This is a genomic window from Nitrincola salilacus (genome assembly GCF_046271865.1).
Taxonomy (GTDB): Bacteria; Pseudomonadota; Gammaproteobacteria; order Pseudomonadales; family Balneatricaceae; genus Nitrincola; species Nitrincola salilacus.
In genome coordinates this window covers 373,447-389,096 of record NZ_CP176580.1, presented here as the reverse complement: position 1 = coordinate 389,096, position 15,650 = coordinate 373,447, and the positions used below count along the sequence as shown (strand labels likewise).

Below are 15,650 nucleotides of genomic sequence, written 5' to 3'. Positions count from 1 at the left end.
CAAACTTTAATCAATCTGATCGATTTTCACATACCCTACCGCCTCGCGGACAGCGGACGGGACATTATCTATCCGATCCTGCAGGGCATTTATGCTGTTTCTCAGGCCCTCAGTATCACCTGTTTGGATCGCTTGCGCCAGTTGTGTCGAGGCGGCTAATGCATCACCAATCTCCATACCCGTCAGCGGCAACCTGGACAGAAACAGGTCTTCCTGCTCTGGATCGGCTAACAAACCAGCCAACTGCTCCGGTGCAAATCCGCTGCCGCCTGCCTGAATAACTGCCCATGCGGCCCATTCACGCGCCGAATCACTGACGCCGTCTGAGAATATCAGCAGATTCAACAAATCCGCTTCACCCAGATAGCGCATATTGGTATGGAAGCTGTCGTAATAACCATCCTGCGCGAACATCAACTGATCAGTGCCATCAATCTGAGAGCCAGCCCCCAGACTATCCAGAAACTCCCCGGCCGCTTCATTCTCAGTGATGCTACCGGAAAAACGACTATCCACCCGGCGCAGGTTTTCCAGTTTCAGCTCATCAACCGTCTGTGCAATCTCTGCGTTGGTGCAGCTACCCTGCTCACAATAGCCTTGTTGCTGCGCATAGACTGCGGCGTTTTCTCTCATCCGCTGCATTTCCAATGTATGCAACATCCGGTTATTCGCCGCCGCATTACCACCCGTCATACCCGCAATCGAAACACCTTCTGTTCCCTGGCCGGTAAAGGCACCGGCTATCGAGGCCATCATCCTCGAGAACTCGATGGTTCGGTTGGTGTTCTTCGTACCATCCGGGTTATAAAACGCGGCGCTTAACTCACCGACCACGCCACCCACAGCGCCGGGTGCGCAACCATCACTGCTGCCCGCGCTGGCACTGCCTGCCATGCAGCCCAGAATGGCGTGGCTGAAGGACTGCGCAAAATCATTCAGTGCAGCCGGTGTACCATCCAGCCCCGCTGTGGACATATCACCTATCCAGTCCGCGCCCTGCCCTGCTGATGCATTGATGATCGAGGCGATAACCGCATCTTTGATGCTGTCTTCCAGGCTCGCACCTGTCATTGCGCTGTCGATGACAGCGCTGGTGATGTTGGTGATCAGTTCATTGCCGACATGCGCAATAAAACCATCGCTTGGCTTGATGGAGCCCAGTGGTTTGCCATCAATGGTGATGCTTTGCCCAAGGCCCTGCATAACCCCCGCTGTGATCATGCTTTGCAGGATCTGTTGCAGGTTCTCGCTGCTGCCCAGGGCATCCAGTGTTTCCCCCAGATCGCCGCCACTGTTGATGAAGGTGACCGCTGACGTGCTGGCAATACTGGTGATGCCTGCCTCTATAGCGCTGCTCATCACTGTACTGGTGAATGTCGCTGTAGAACCACCTGCGCCAGTCAGAGAGCTGGCTGCGCTGCTGGCGGCTCCCGCTGTCAGAAACGCCACTACAATCACAACAACAGCAGCCCCCACTTCGGTCAGGCCCTGCTGTTTGTAGTCCCAGCTATCATGGGCTTCCTGAACGGTTTTCCAGTCGATTTTACCGCTCAGTTCCGGATCATTGATCAGCGCGCCAACCCACTCCATCCCCGGCTCTTGCATCAGGACTTCGGCACTGTCCTTGACCGACATCCCCACGTTGATGCGATCGCCGACACTCACTTCCAGCTCTGCGTAGTTCAGTCGGTTGTAATGTACCGCCTCGTCCTTGTGGCCACTGCCTTCCACTCGCTGCCACGCCAGATCGCTGACTTCGCTGTGCGAAGAGGCGTAGTCCGTAGTGGTCAGGGTGTGCAGGTTGAGGTCGTTGGCTGTTTTGAGGGTCAGTTTGCCGCCTTCTGTCTGAACATCCACACCCGCCAGGGTGATATCTCCACTGGTGCTGGTGATATTGACGTTCTTGCCTTCCAGTACCGTCGCGACAGCGTCTGTCTGCTGCTCGACCTCCTCCAGCTCACTCTCGTGCCCCAATCCGTGGCCCGGCTTGAACACGCCAAACAGGTCCTGAATGTTCCAGCCAAGCTTCTTACCATGCTCTTCCAGGGTGTCGGACTCATGGTTTAACCCACCCCTCAGATCAACCTTCGCGCCTTTTAGGTTCACGTCTCCGGTATTGCCTGCACTGACTGTCGATGCATAAATCGACACAATGCCCGGTGTGGTGATATCGACGCCCTTGGCACCTTCAATCTGACTGGATTGCAAGGTGTACCGTTCAGAGACCGCCACGCTCTCATGCTCACCACCACCGATGCCAAAACCGAAGGTCAGGGAGTCGCTGCTACCGCTGATGTCAGTCACATCCGTATCGGTCGCTGCCTGGATAAGCACATGCTTGCCATTGATAATGGCTTTGCCCTGTTCAGACTGGATCTGGCTGCCGGTGATGCTGACAATCCCCTGTTCGGGATCTTCGTCACCATTCACATTGGCTTGCAGAGTGATGTTGCCCAGCAACTTGACGCACAAACACAGCGGGCTAAGGTAACCCGCCGTCTATCATGAAATTGAAATTGTTAAAGAGCCTGTGACATTGATATCACTGAATTGGAATTACTTATTTGTCGCCGTACTGTCCGTCCTGCTATGGCTCAGCATGCGGTGGTGCAAACAGCCTGCAAAGGCTAAAACAAAATGCCCCATCAAAGCAAACACTGGCCGGAAGCAACACCCCATCCGGACACACCGCAAACCCTCCTGGGTCACCGATGAACTGATCAGCCTGAAAGCTCATATGCCCAAGGCCGGTTGCCGGACTCTGGCGCTGACCTTCAATCGTCTCTTTGCCGACCGGGGTGAATCCGTTGGCAAAACCTTCGTGGCACAGACCATCCAGAAGCACCAGTATGAGATCCGCGTGTTGCAGCGCAAGATCAAAAACCGCCCCGCCTATGACGTGCCCAAAGGCAAATACTGGGGTATCGACCTGACGCAGGTGGCTGATACTCACCAACATCAACACACTATCCTCGGTATTTGCGAACATCATTCCCGATTAGCGGTTAGCCTGAAGCGCCTGCCCGACAAGGCGTCCATCACATTGCTTCGCTGTCTGCTGGAGGCGATCGAGCAGTGTGGCAAACCGCAGATCATCCGCACCGATAATGAAGCGGTCTTCACCAGCCGCCTGTTCCGGTTCGGCCTGTGGATGCTTAGCATCCGTCACCAGACCACCGAGAAGCATTGCCCCTGGCAGAATGGACGGATCGAACGCTTTTTTGGCACCTTCAAGACCCATATCAGGCAGATTCTGATTGACGATGCCGTGCAATTGGATGAGCAACTGGTCACCTTTTGCTGGTGGTACAACCGGGTACGTCCACACCAGAATCTGGGTGGACGAACACCTGCCGAAGTCTGGTTTGGTGTGGAACCACCCAAGACCAGAAACTGGCGCTATGTGTCACTGTGGCAGGGGGCGTTGCGTGGGTTTTACGCGCCTCCGTCATAGCTCGCCAGTCTCGGCTCTTTAAAAAACAGCCTCCAAAATCTACTGTCCGCTAAGGATAGGGGCTTGCCGTACTCAAAAGCAGCCAAGTGCCACAAAAAATGGCTTCTGGTTGCTCAAAATAACAGTTTTTGAGCAGCAGCTTGTTACCGCATGACTCTTTACCAATGGAAAACCGATCAAACTTTAATCAATCTGATCGATTTTCACATACCCTACCGCCTTGCGGACAGCAGACGGGACAAGCAGTTTGTTAACGCATCGCTCTTTACTAACAGAAAATCGGTCACTCTTTGATCAACTTGATCGTTTTTCACAAGCCCAACCGCCTCGCGGACAGCGGACGGGACAACACCGTCAGAGTTATGGAGGGGTGTTTGGTGTTGACAACTGACGGCTAAAAAATAAAGTGCGTAACCTTTAAAGAATTACGCGCCTTAATTATGTTTTGACCCCATTAATTCATGCCCCTACTGTGCTCTAACAATGATCGTTTGCCAATTCCAAGGCAACAGCTAACTGAATCATAGACTGTTTGCTCAATCCTTTTTTATATTCGACAACGCTCATGCATTCAAAAATAGGTTCGATGCTTTCATCCAACCTATCTAATTCAATCAAATTGACTGAAGCTCCATTTACAAGAACTCTAAAAATGTCTTCTGATTGGTCAGGAGTATGGCGAATAATATACGCTGTTTTAATATCAGAGTTATTAGCTTTTAATACCTCTAAAAGCCTACGAAAATTAGCATCTTTGAATAACTTATTTTGAGAAGAAATTAAACGTTCTCTATATTCTATTTCTGTTTTAGTACCAGTCAGTTTCATTTAATCACCCCTGGCGTAGCGCTCACCAAATTACCGAAGCTATCTGTGAGAATCGTAAACGTTGATGTAGGCTGGAAATTATTAAACTTATCCGTTCCGATTGGTTTATCTAACGTAACCTCACGAACAAAACGAGGACCATCTGCGCTATCGAGAACTCTAACTACTGGAGAATTTACAACTGTAGGGCTTTGTAAAATAGTACGTAATTCATTTTGAGAAACTGTAAATTGAGAGGCATTTTTTGAAGGATTAAAATGTCTATCTACAACATGCTCAAAGCCAATTCCTTCTTTAGTGCTTCCATTTTGTAAATTAATTCGAGTCTCAACTCGCCCAGGCACACCTGTTGGTATATCTAGATTACCCTCTGGGCCATTTACACCCCCATCCGGCACCACCCTCCCCGGTCGGCTTATGATACTACCCGCTATCCGGGGTATGCTAGCAGTTAATCCTATCGCACCAAAGATCAGCGACTGATTATCCAGTGCAACACGGATACGGATCACATCCGCTTCATCCGGGTTGCCTGCTTGCTCCAGCGCATCCGCCCGAGCCAGCTCCTCACGATTACTCTCGCTGACGTGTACAACAGGATTGGACACAAACGACTGTATCTCTTTCCCTATTTTTCTCAGGATTTCCTTAGACTCTTCATCCCCCTGGAACGCCTGACCAGCCACCGTACCCAATATAGCCGGTCCGTTGATCGCATCGACCAGCATCTCACTCAGCGCTTCTGCACCGATATGCTCCATGCGCTGTCGCTGCTCATCACCTAGCAGCACCGTAGCATGCAGATAATGCCTCACATTATCTCGACCAATACCTTCTTTCAGCCGTCCGGTTGTCTGATCGATATAGCTGTTGAATGCGGCTTCCAGCATCGCGCGCTCATAGCTGCAGCTTGCTGGGCTACCCCCTTGACCACATGCTGTCTCCAGCGCCAGATCACGCTCACGATCCTTAAGATTGATCGTCAGCAACTCCGCCTCCAAAGCCTGGCGCTCTGCATCAGACAAGTTCCGATCTGGATCTTCTAATGCCTCGTTAATCTGACTCCAGCGCACCGCTTCTGAGTGCATCAGATAGTTATTCGCCGCCGCATTACCACCCGTCATACCCGCAATCGAAACACCTTCTGTTCCCTGGCCGGTAAAGGCACCGGCTATCGAGGCCATCATCCTCGAGAACTCGATGGTTCGATTGTGATTTTTGGTACCATCCGGGTTATAAAACTCGGCACTGAACTCACCGACCACACCACCCACGGCGCCGGGTGCGCAGCCATCACCACTGCCTGCGCTGGCACTGCCCGCCATGCAGCCCAGAATGGCGTGGCTGAAGGCCTGCGCAAAATCATTCAGGGCAACTGTGCCATTTTCGTCGGGGATGGACATATCACCGATCCAGTTCGCGCCCTGGCTGGCTGATGCATTGATGATCGAGGCGATAACCGCATCTTTGATGCTGTCTTCCAGGCTGCTACCTGTCAGCGCACTGTCGATCATGGCGCTGGTGATGTTGGTGATCAGTTCACTGCCGGCATGCGCAATAAAACCATCTGCAGGCGTGATGGATGCCAGGGGTTTGCCGTCGATGGTGATGGTCTGGCCCAGACCCTGTAATGCGCCCGCCGTGATCATGCTTTGCAGGATCTGTTGCAGGTTGTCACTGCTGCCCAGGGCATCCAGTGTTTCCCCCAGATCGCCGCCACTGTTGATGAAGGTGACCGCTGACGTGCTGGCAATACTGGTGATGCCTGCCTCTATAGCGCTGCTCATCACTGTACTGGTGAATGTCGCTGTAGAACCACCTGCGCCAGTCAGAGAGCTGGCTGCGCTGCTGGCGGCTCCCGCTGTCAGAAACGCCACTACAATCACAACAACAGCAGCCCCCACTTCGGTCAGGCCCTGCTGTTTGTAGTCCCAGCTATCATGGGCTTCCTGAACGGTTTTCCAGTCGATTTTACCGCTCAGTTCCGGATCATTGATCAGCGCGCCAACCCACTCCATCCCCGGCTCTTGCATCAGGACTTCGGCACTGTCCTTGACCGACATCCCCACGTTGATGCGATCGCCGACATTCACCTCCAGCTCTGCGTAGTTCAGTTGGTTGTAATGTACCGCCTCGTCCTTATGGCCGCTGCCTTCCACTCGCTGCCACGCCAGATCGCTGACTTCGCTGTGCGAAGAGGCGTAGTCCGTAGTGGTCAGGGTGTGCAGGTTGAGGTCGTTGGCTGTTTTGAGGGTCAGTTTGCCGCCTTCTGTCTGAACATCCACACCCGCCAGGGTGATATCTCCACTGGTGCTGGTGATATTGACGTTCTTGCCTTCCAGTACCGTGGCGACCGTGTCTGTCTGCTGTTCGGTTTCTTCCAGATCACTCTCATGCCCCAGGCCCTCGCCCGGCTTGAACACGCCAAACAGGTCTTTGACGTTCCAGCCGATCTTCTTACCCTGTTCATCCAGGGTGTCTGATGCGTGGTTTAATCCGCCCGTCAGCTCAACCACGCTACCTTGCAGGTTCACTTCCCCGGTATTGCTCGCACTGAGGGTCGATGCCTGGATCGACACCAGGCCCGGCGCCGTCACATCAACGCCCTGTGCCCCTTCGATCACACTGGATTGCAGGGTGTGGCTTTCTGACACTGCCAGACTGTCATGCTTGCCGCCGCCGATACCAAAACCGAAGGTCAGGGAGTCGCTGCTACCGCTGATTTCAGTCACATCCGTATCGGTTGCTGCCTGGATAAGCACATGCTTGCCATTGATAATGGCTTTGCCCTGTTCAGACTGGATCTGGCTGCCGGTGATGCTGACAATCCCCTGTTCGGGATCTTCGTTACCCGCCACATTGGCCTGCAGATGGATGTTGCCTGAGCCAGAGGTGATAGAGCTGCCAACATTTGTGGTCTGGGTACGGGCGATGGATTGCTCAGAGCCGCTGCGGCTGTATCCGCCCCAGGTCAGGCCGGATTGCTTCTGATCAATGCTGTAGGTTTTGTTATGCGTGTTTTCACCCGTATCGATGATGATATCGCGACCCGCCTGCAGCAGGACACTCTCCTGAGCATTGATACTGCTGCCGGTGAGGCTGACATCTTCACCGGAGATGATATTGACCTTGTTGCCAGACAGTTCGCTGCCGACAAAGGTATGGCTTTCTTCACTGTGGGTTTCCAGCGTGCTGCGTTTGGAGAAAAAGCCCGATGAGCGGCTGGCCGTTTCGGTCATCTCATAGCTGGATGACTGGCGACCGCCAACCTCAACGCCCGCTTCGCCATAAAGAAGTACGGTGCCTTTGGGCTCCTCTTCGGTACCCTTATTGACGCTGCCATCCGGCATAACGCCCGCCTGCACAATCGCAGACTCCAGCACCAGTTTAGCCCCACCTGCGGCACGCTCGCTTTCGTTCTCAAACGCCTGTGTCGCCGACGTCATACCGGCAATGAGGCTGACATTTCCGGCCGCCGATATGCGGGTCTGTACCAGATCAACATCCCGTTCCTGATGAATCCGCGAAGCTGTGCGCGAGTGTTCAGTGTCGGACAGTTGGCTTTCCTGGGTGCCGCTGAGTAGCTGAACATCACCATCGGACTGTATGCTGACATGCCCAAGGCTGGAAACCTGAGTGCCACGCAGTTCGACGCTTTCATCACCCTGCAGCAGAACATTATCCCCCGCATTGATCACAACACCGGTGTCCACAGAGGTCTGTTCCTGACGCGTCCGGGTTTGAGCGAAGCGTTCAGATGAGCTGTTTGAGCGACTGTTCGTGGTTTGTGTATCCAGCTTCAGATGCCCATCGGCCACCAGCTCCACATTATCCTGAGCGTTAATTGCTGTCCCGCTCAGGGTCATGTCAGAGCCCGCTTTCATCAATACCTTCTTCCCCGTTATTTCACTGGTGTATAAGGTTTCAGAGGTACTGCTGCTCTGTTCTGTGTAGTCGGACAAACGCCCCTGAATCTGATGTGGCTCCATGGAGACGTCATAGCTGGCAGACTGGCTCTCGCTATTTTGTGTAACGATGCCTCGAATATTGATCTGTTTACTGGCAGTGAGCTCAACATCCGCGGGCTTGGCTTCACTACCCGCTGTGATTTTTACACCGTCCAGATTAAGGTTGCCATCTCCAGTCAGGCCTGCCGCCATCACGATCTTGCCGCCCTGAACCACCCCACCAGTCACACTTTCAGAGTATGTACTCTGACTACTGGTAGTCGTTGTCGGCGCATCCACACAAAGCCCGGATTTGTCATTGCAGACTCTTGTTGAGCTCAGCGTTTCCACTTCACTTTGAGTGCTTTGCGTATTGACCACAGCACCCAGCGTGATGTCGTTAGCCGCTTTCAGCGTGATGCTTTTGTCATCTGCAGTGCGTATCTCTGCACCTGTCAGATCGATGCTGCCACTGCCGCCACTGCCGGCCTCCATCAGAACATCACCACCAGCCAGGAAACGAGCACCGGTATAGGTGCGGTTTTCGCTGCTTGATGAGTTGCTCTGGCTCTCCGTGCTGGTCTCATCCCAGGCTGATTCACCATGTCCAACCCGGGTGACTTCGGTCGTGTGTGTCTGATCGTTCTGTTCAGTCCGCTCGGTGTTCAGTGATGCATCAGCAATAATGCTGCCACCGGCCAACAGCGTCATATCAGTTTTTGACTGGAAAAGTGCACCCTGTGCCAGGAGATCGCCTTCAACACTGATCCATATCTCTTTATCTGAAGAAATCAACTCTCCAAAACGAGTATCCAGACTCCCGCCGCTGAGCTTGAGAATACCAGCCGATATCGTGTTACCAATATTCTCGATCCCTTCCTGGGCGTGAATGACCAGTTGATCAAACCCTGTCAGATCTGCCAGGTTGGTGAAGGTCCCGCTCAGGTTGAGCTGCAGGTTGTCTGCATTCAATGCACCGGGCGTAGCCCCTGCGGTAATTTTATCCCAGTCTGGCAGTTCCAGCCCCCAGGTTGAGCCACCGGGCGCGGGGTTGAGCTGATTGCTGGCAATAGATGGGCCGCTGATCACAAGAGGATCATCGGACACACTACCTGGCGCGGCTGGTTGCCCGTTAAAGGCTGGAAAGCTCGTACCGATGGGAGCATGCTGGCCAGGTACAACACCTGTGGCTGTATGCGCACCACCGGCGACAGGCTGACCATCTGGCCCCACGGTCTGATTCTGAACAAGCGTTAACACTCCCCGCATCGGGCTGGTATCGATCGGGTTCGTCGAGGCACCTGTTTGACCGCCATGCTGGTCTGGTGTGACGCTTCCTCCGCCATGCTCCGCTCCCGAAACGGGTTCGCCATCAGGCACCAGATTCTGTGACTGAGCCGACGTCAAAGCCGCTTGAACGGCACTGAAATCGGGTTCATCCCCAGACACCATACTCTGGCCGCTGATAATCAGGCTCGGCGCAATGATAGTGCCTGTTTCGGGAGATAACAGCTCTATATTGATCGTGCCGGCACTGCCAACAAGGCTAAGACTTTGGGCACTGATCTCTTCGGTATTTCCCTCTGCATCGCTCAGGGTCACGGTCTGAGCAACATTCTCCAGATTCGCTCCTCCTATCAGACCCATCGCGGCATACATATTCGACGCTCTGTTGGTCAGGCTGCCGCTGTATCTTCCGCCGATGATAAAGGATGCACGTGTGGCAACGTCTGTATAGCTGGAAACGGCGGCATCAACGATTGAGGGTGCCTGTAGCAGTTGGTAAAAATGGAGGCTTGGTAGTGATCCCGTTTTTGTCACGGACTCGCCTGCCAGGTTCCTCAACGTACCTGTGGCATGACCGGCCATCTGGACAGTGCCGTAGTTTGTCAGCGTACCCGTCCAGCTTGTGGATCCCGCGGGGTTATACCAACTCTGACCGGCCTGAACATTAACACCGGCCACATTCAGTTGCAGAGTACCCAAGGCTGACAGAGGGTTAAGCGCTGGATTATAGTGCTGGCTAAAGGCGTTCAGTGTTGCACTGCCCGCTGAGAACACCTGAGTATTATTCCCGGTATTGAGATACTGGCCCGTCGTGATGGTCAGATCGTTACCGGAGTTGATCTGGCCATCCAGGTTGCTCAGGCTGCCGGATTGAATCGACAGCGTCCCTGCAGCGTTGATACGACCGGTATTGATAGTGGTGCCAGCATGACCGGCATTGTTATATGCCAGATGGTCATTGGGGCTGCGCTGATTGGTAAACGCATGCTGCCCCATGACGATATTCATATTGCCGCTGCTTTGAATCACCCCTTGATTGAGAACAGGGCCGGAGGAGATATTCAGGTCGCCGCCGGATGAGATCATGCCGATGGTCTGTAGATAGCGGTAATCCTCATCAGGATTGATCGCGACATTCGGATCATTGCAACTGAGCGGATTGATACAGTGCTGCACTTCGTTCACGGTATTATTGATGCCCCCGCCAGAAGCGATGACCATCGACTGAGTACCATGGATAGTGCCGGAGTTGGTAAGCGCACCAGTGCTCCAGAGATTCAGTTCATTGGCGTTGATCCTGCCCTGATTCCAGAGAAATGATGTGTTGAATGACATCTGATCAGCAGCCATCAGGCCAGAAGGCGTGTTGTAAAGACTACCGCCACTTTGAGTCAGCGTTGTCGCCCGCATCTGACCGGCGTTACTCAGCACACCCGTCACTGTTACATCATTGCCTGACAGTTGCCCGGTATTATTCAGTCCTGCCAGAAACGTCACACTATTGCCGGTCAGGTTGCCGCTGTTCTGAGCAAAATCCGTGCGGATGTCGATCTGATCCGCAAACAGACTCCCCTGATTATTGAGTGGGCCTGTGATATCTATCGCTGTTGCCGCTGCATTGCCTGTGTTGGTAAAGCCGCCCTGACTGACAGTCAGCGTCTCTCCAGCCAGTAACTGACCACTGTTGCTGGTACCACTGGTGCTGCTCAGCGTGATGGTATCACTGGTAATGACCTGGCTGTTCTCGCCCAGTGAGATCGACTGGGTTGCATCCAATACAATCGCTTCGTTCGCCAGCAAGCCACCGGCAGTCGCGGAGTTGGAGCTGATCTCTTTGGCCTGTATCGAGATTTCACCGCCACTGACTACCAGACCCTCATTACGAAAATCGCCTGATGTGTTCAACCGCAATGACTGTTCGAGCTGCATCTCTCCTTGATTGAGTATTTCGCCCTGCTCTACCGCCAGAGACAGCTCACCCAACAGGGTGCTGTCACCGGCCAGGACGATATCCTGCATCGCTGTCAGGTTGGTATGTTCATTGACGCGCAGATCACCATCCAGATGCAGGCTGCCCGCATGGCTGACAAGCTGGGCTGATTCGATCACCTGAACATCGCCCTGCACATCGATATCCTGTGCGGCATTCAGTGTCAGCGTCCCGTCTGTCAGCAGTGCACCGCCTTGCATGATCGCGCCATCACTATCCGCGCTGTAATCACCCAGCACCAAAGTATCGCCAGCAATCGTCATATCGGCGCCAGACTGCAGATTGGCGTCGCCATTCACCGTCAGAGAGTCGAGTTGCAGGGCACCTGCTGCACTCAGCGATACATCACCGCCATGTGCCAAGCCGGCCATCAGATGACCCGCTGTCAGTTGATCACCTGCGCTCAAGGCCACGGCACGATTACTTTGCAGATCACCTGTGCTTATCTGCCCCTGCAGGGCAGCCAGACTCACGGCGCCATCGGCCTGCAGTGTGCCGGTATGAATCGAACCAGTGGCACTGTCCAGCTGCAACTGTCCCCAGCTTGAAAGATCGTTTGTCTGGATATCCTGAGCCGCCGATAGCGTCAGTTCGCCATCGATCTGAGCCGCCTCTGTCAGGCTGATGCCGCCCTGCTCAGACAGCAGGTTCAGATCGCCACCGGCACCTGTCTGATTCAGGGCGATACTCTGGGCCGCCTGAATGCGCAGATCGTCATTCGCCACCAGCACGCCGCTGCTGTCCACACCACCGTCAGCTACATTGATCTGAATGCTGCCACCGGATACGATCTCACCAGCATTGGTGAGAGAGCCTGCACTCAGAACAGTCAGTTGCTGAGCACTGAGCGCTCCGTCATTCCAGATTGATGACGAGTCAAGTGTCATCTGATCAGCAGCAATCACCCCTGTCGTGTTGTTAACGAGTTCGCCACCGCTGTGATGCAGTGCATCGCCTCCCAACTCGCCCTGATTATCCAGTGCGCCTGAAACCGTGATCTGTTCGCCTGAGACCTGGCCGCTATTGATCAATCCTGACAGGAAGTTCAATAGCCCGCCCGTCAGCGTGCCACTGTTTTGAGTATGTCCCTCAATACTGATCTGATCCGCATGCAGACTCCCCTGATTGCCCAGCGCATCAGCCATCGCTATCTCGGCCGCCACCACTGTGCCACTATTACGGAGCTCGCCCTGACTGACGTTCAGCGCTTCACCTGCCACCACCTGCCCCAGGTTGTCCACACCACCTGCATTGCTCAATGTGATGGCGTCACTGGTACTCAACAGGCTGTTCTCACCCAGGAGCAAACCATCGGTTGCACTCAGGGTGATCGCTTCGTTCGCCAGCAAGCCACCGGCAGTCGCGGAGTTGGAGCTGATCTCTTTGGCCTGTATCGAGATTTCACCGCCACTGACTACCAGACCCTCATTACGAAAATCGCCTGGTGTGTTCAACCGCAATGACTGTTCGAGCTGCATCTCTCCTTGATTGAGTATTTCGCCCTGCTCTACCGCCAGAGACAGCTCACCCAACAGGGTGCTGTCACCGGCCAGGACGATATCCTGCATCGCTGTCAGGTTGGTATGTTCATTGACGCGCAGATCACCATCCAGATGCAGGCTGCCCGCATGGCTGACAAGCTGGGCTGATTCGATCACCTGAACATCGCCCTGCACATCAATATCCTGTACGGCATTCAGTGTCAGCGTCCCGTCTGTCAGCAGTGCACCGCCTTGCATGATCGCGCCATCACTATCCGCGCTGTAATCACCGAGAACCTGCGTGTCACCGGCAATCGTCATATCGGCGCCAGACTGCAGATTGGCGTCGCCATTCACCGTCAGAGAGTCGAGTTGCAGGGCACCTGCCGCACTCAGCGATACATCACCGCCATGTGCCAAGCCGGCCATCAGATGGCCCGCTGTCATCTGATCACCTGAGGTCAAGGTAACGGAGCGGTTACTCTGCAGATCACCCGTGCTTATCTGTCCCTGCAGCGCAGCCAGGCTCACTGCGCCATCTGCCTGCAGCGTGCCGGTATGAATCGAACCAGTGGCACTGTCCAGCTGCAACTGTCCCCAGCTTGACAGATCGTTTGTCTGGATATCCTGAGCCGCCGATAGCGTCAGTTCGCCATCGATCTGAGCCGCCTCTGTCAGGCTGATGCCGCCCTGCTCAGACAGCAGGTTCAGATCGCCACCGGCACCTGTCTGATTCAGGGCGATACTCTGGGCCGCCTGAATGCGCAGATCGTCATTTGCCACCAGCACGCCGCTGCTGTTCACGCCACCGTCAGCTACATTGATCTGAATGCTGCCACCCGCTACGACACTTTCCGGCAGGGTCAGGTGATCGGTAACAACATCAACATCGCCACCGATCTCGACATTGTCATTCAGGGTCAGCTCTGCGCTCTGCGTTGTGAGCGCCCCACCTGTGATGGTGCCGTCGGCCGTGATGCCATTTCCAGCTTCCAGCTGAATCTGCCCGCCGGCTACAATGTCTTTGTCCAACTGGATGTTGTCGCCTGCCTTCAGGTCCAGATGTTGTCCCGTGACGACTTCACCCGCCAGATGAAGGTCAGTGCCGGCATACAGGCGCGTATTACCAGAGACATTCAGATCCCCTTCGGCCAGCAGTGGGCCGCTCACATCCAGCGACAGGTCACCGCTGATATTGAGTGTTTCGCCAGCGTTACCCAGGCTGAGTTTATCGGCGTTCACCTCTGTCTGTTGTGCATTGAACGAGGCCAGCAGCGTCACCTCACCAGCATCAATCTGCGCCTGCTGGCCGACTTCGGTTGTTCCGCTGATAATCAACTGGTTGTTGGTTTGAATCTCCAACCCCTGGCCAATAGAAGTATGCCCCGCCAGAGTAACCTCACCACCCTTGATCCTGGTATCTCCGACAATATTCAGCGATGCTTCGGGGGTCATATGAACAGCACCCTGGCTGCTCAGGGTTGCAGACCCGCCACTATGAGTGTTGGCAGACAGGGTCAGCCCGGTGTTGCCGGACAGGTTCATGTTACCGCCCGATGTCAGCTCACCTCGCAGCACCAAATTGCCGTCAGAGGAGGTAGCATTGAGTTTTCCACCTGCGCTGGCACTCTGGCTGACCACCAGATTGCCTTCGGCATCCAGAACCATATCCCCGGCTGAAGCCAGCTGAGTGAAGCTGGCGTTTCCGGCTGAGCTGACTGTCAGATTGGCCTGATCGGCCACAATGGGCGCCCCCATATTGACGCCCATGCCCCGATCGGTCGACAGGATCTGGATCTGCCCACTGGTCATGGCACCGAACTCGCTGGCATCGATCGCCAGCCCACTACTACTACTGGGCGCCGGTAGTGAAAAGTCGGGCGACATACTCACACTACCCTGACTGACAGTTGCTGTACCCGTACCGGCCACCAGGCTGATGGTCGAAATCTGGGGGTTCAGGTAGTGGGCGCGAATAGGCGCATTCACAACCAACCGTTGCCCTATCAGTTGTATCTGGCCAACAGTCCCCTCAATACCATTGCCTTCAATACGAATATCGCTGCCACTGACTGCGAAAGCAAAGCCGGTGTCGGTCTCAGTCGGTTTACCAGTGCTCAGCGTGAAGCCGGTCGCGTTGGACACGCCACACCCATGACAGGTGATCCCGTTGGGGTTGGCAATAATCACCGCCGCTGGCGCACCAAAGACCTCTATGGTCCCATCCAGTTGACTTCGGCTGGCCGCACCACTGCCACGCACTTCGTTAAGGATGGTGATGGCTGTGCGACCATCATTCAGATTGGGGTTGGCATCCACCTGCCCACCCAGCAGGGTGCCGCCAGAAAAGGTGCTGTTGTTGAGCACAACGCCATTGGGACCGACATTGAACTGCTGATATTGATTGAGTGAAGTACCCGCCGCATTCGGCGAGGTGATATTGACCACCGGTACACCGGTGCTGGTGGCACTGATAGAGGGCTGAAAAGAGAGTGGTGCAGTGGGGTCGACTATCGGAGCCGCAGCAGCATAACCCGGCATCACAACCTGAGTCAGACTGAAGGTGAGCAAAACCAGCCAACTGGTCGAGCGAATCCATAAAGGTTGACGAAGAGGCTCTGACTGTTGCTTTCCGTTCAAAACGAGGTTTCTATCCATGACTC

The 15,650-nt window shown here is 54.5% G+C and carries 4 protein-coding genes; 1 reads left to right on the top strand and 3 read right to left on the bottom strand.

Annotated elements, in window-relative coordinates:
• Nucleotides 1-6: 6 nt before the first annotated feature.
• Nucleotides 7-2,460, bottom strand: coding sequence for a DUF637 domain-containing protein (locus tag ACK3CJ_RS01845; protein WP_409524696.1), 2,454 nt, complete (start codon nt 2,458-2,460; stop codon nt 7-9).
• 277 nt (nt 2,461-2,737) lie between these two features.
• Here ACK3CJ_RS01845 and ACK3CJ_RS01840 point away from each other — a divergent pair, with 277 nt between their 5' ends.
• Nucleotides 2,738-3,454: an integrase core domain-containing protein gene (locus ACK3CJ_RS01840; protein WP_409524695.1), complete on the top strand. Its 717-nt coding sequence runs from the start codon at nt 2,738-2,740 to the stop codon at nt 3,452-3,454.
• A gap of 477 nt (nt 3,455-3,931) precedes the next feature.
• Here the strand turns inward: ACK3CJ_RS01840 and ACK3CJ_RS01835 are convergent, their stop codons facing one another.
• Together ACK3CJ_RS01835 and ACK3CJ_RS01830 are read right to left on the bottom strand one after the other, a co-directional pair.
• Nucleotides 3,932-4,282, bottom strand: a complete 351-nt coding sequence (locus tag ACK3CJ_RS01835; protein ID WP_409524694.1) for a hypothetical protein — start codon at nt 4,280-4,282, stop codon at nt 3,932-3,934.
• Entirely contained in the window at nt 4,279-15,645 is an 11,367-nt protein-coding gene (locus ACK3CJ_RS01830) for a hemagglutinin repeat-containing protein (protein ID WP_409524693.1), read from the bottom strand. Before ACK3CJ_RS01830 ends, ACK3CJ_RS01835 begins: the two co-directional genes overlap by 4 nt.
• Nucleotides 15,646-15,650 lie beyond the last annotated feature (5 nt).